This is a genomic window from Methylobacterium sp. Leaf89 (genome assembly GCF_001422215.1).
Lineage (GTDB): Bacteria > Pseudomonadota > Alphaproteobacteria > Rhizobiales > Beijerinckiaceae > Methylobacterium.
Genome location: NZ_LMML01000009.1, coordinates 237,791 through 238,471, shown reverse-complemented (window position 1 = coordinate 238,471; position 681 = coordinate 237,791). Strand labels below are relative to the sequence as shown.

The 681-nt window shown below is 66.1% G+C and carries 1 protein-coding gene; it reads right to left on the bottom strand.

The genetic code is table 11. The annotated features are described in order from the left end of the window. Positions 1 to 681, bottom strand: a 681-nt coding sequence (locus tag ASF18_RS24535) for a DNA translocase FtsK (RefSeq protein ID WP_280138922.1), incomplete at both ends; no start/stop codon positions are given.

Genomic DNA, 681 nt, shown 5'->3' with positions numbered 1-681 from the left:
GCCCGCCACCATCATCAGGTCGGCCATCTCGTCGACCACGATCACGATGTAGGGCAGCGCCGACAGGTCCATCTCCTCCGTCTCGTAGACGGCCTGGCCGGTCTCGCGGTTGAAGCCGGTATGGACCTCGCGGGTGATGGTCTCGCCCTTGGCCCGGGCCTCCGCCATGCGGGCGTTGTAGCCGTCGATGTTGCGCACGGCGATCTTGGACATCTTCTTGTAGCGCTCCTCCATCTCGCGCACGGCCCATTTCAGGGCGATCACCGCCTTCTTCGGGTCGATGACGACGGGGGAGAGCAGGTGCGGGATGCCGTCGTAGACGGAGAGCTCCAGCATCTTCGGGTCGACCATGATCAGCCGGCACTCCTCCGGCTTCATCCGGTAGAGGAGCGACAGGATCATGGTGTTGATGGCCACGGACTTGCCCGAGCCCGTGGTGCCGGCCACCAGCAGGTGGGGCATCTTGGCCAGATCCGCGATGATCGGCTCGCCGCCGATGTTCTTGCCCAGGCACAGGGCGAGCTTGTGCTTGCTCATGCCGAAATCGGCCGAGGCGAGGAGTTCGCGCAGGTACACGGTCTCGCGGGTGTCGTTGGGCAGCTCGATGCCGATGACGTTGCGGCCGGGGACCACGGCGACGCGGGCGGAGACCGCCGACATCGAGCGGGCGATGTCGTCCGA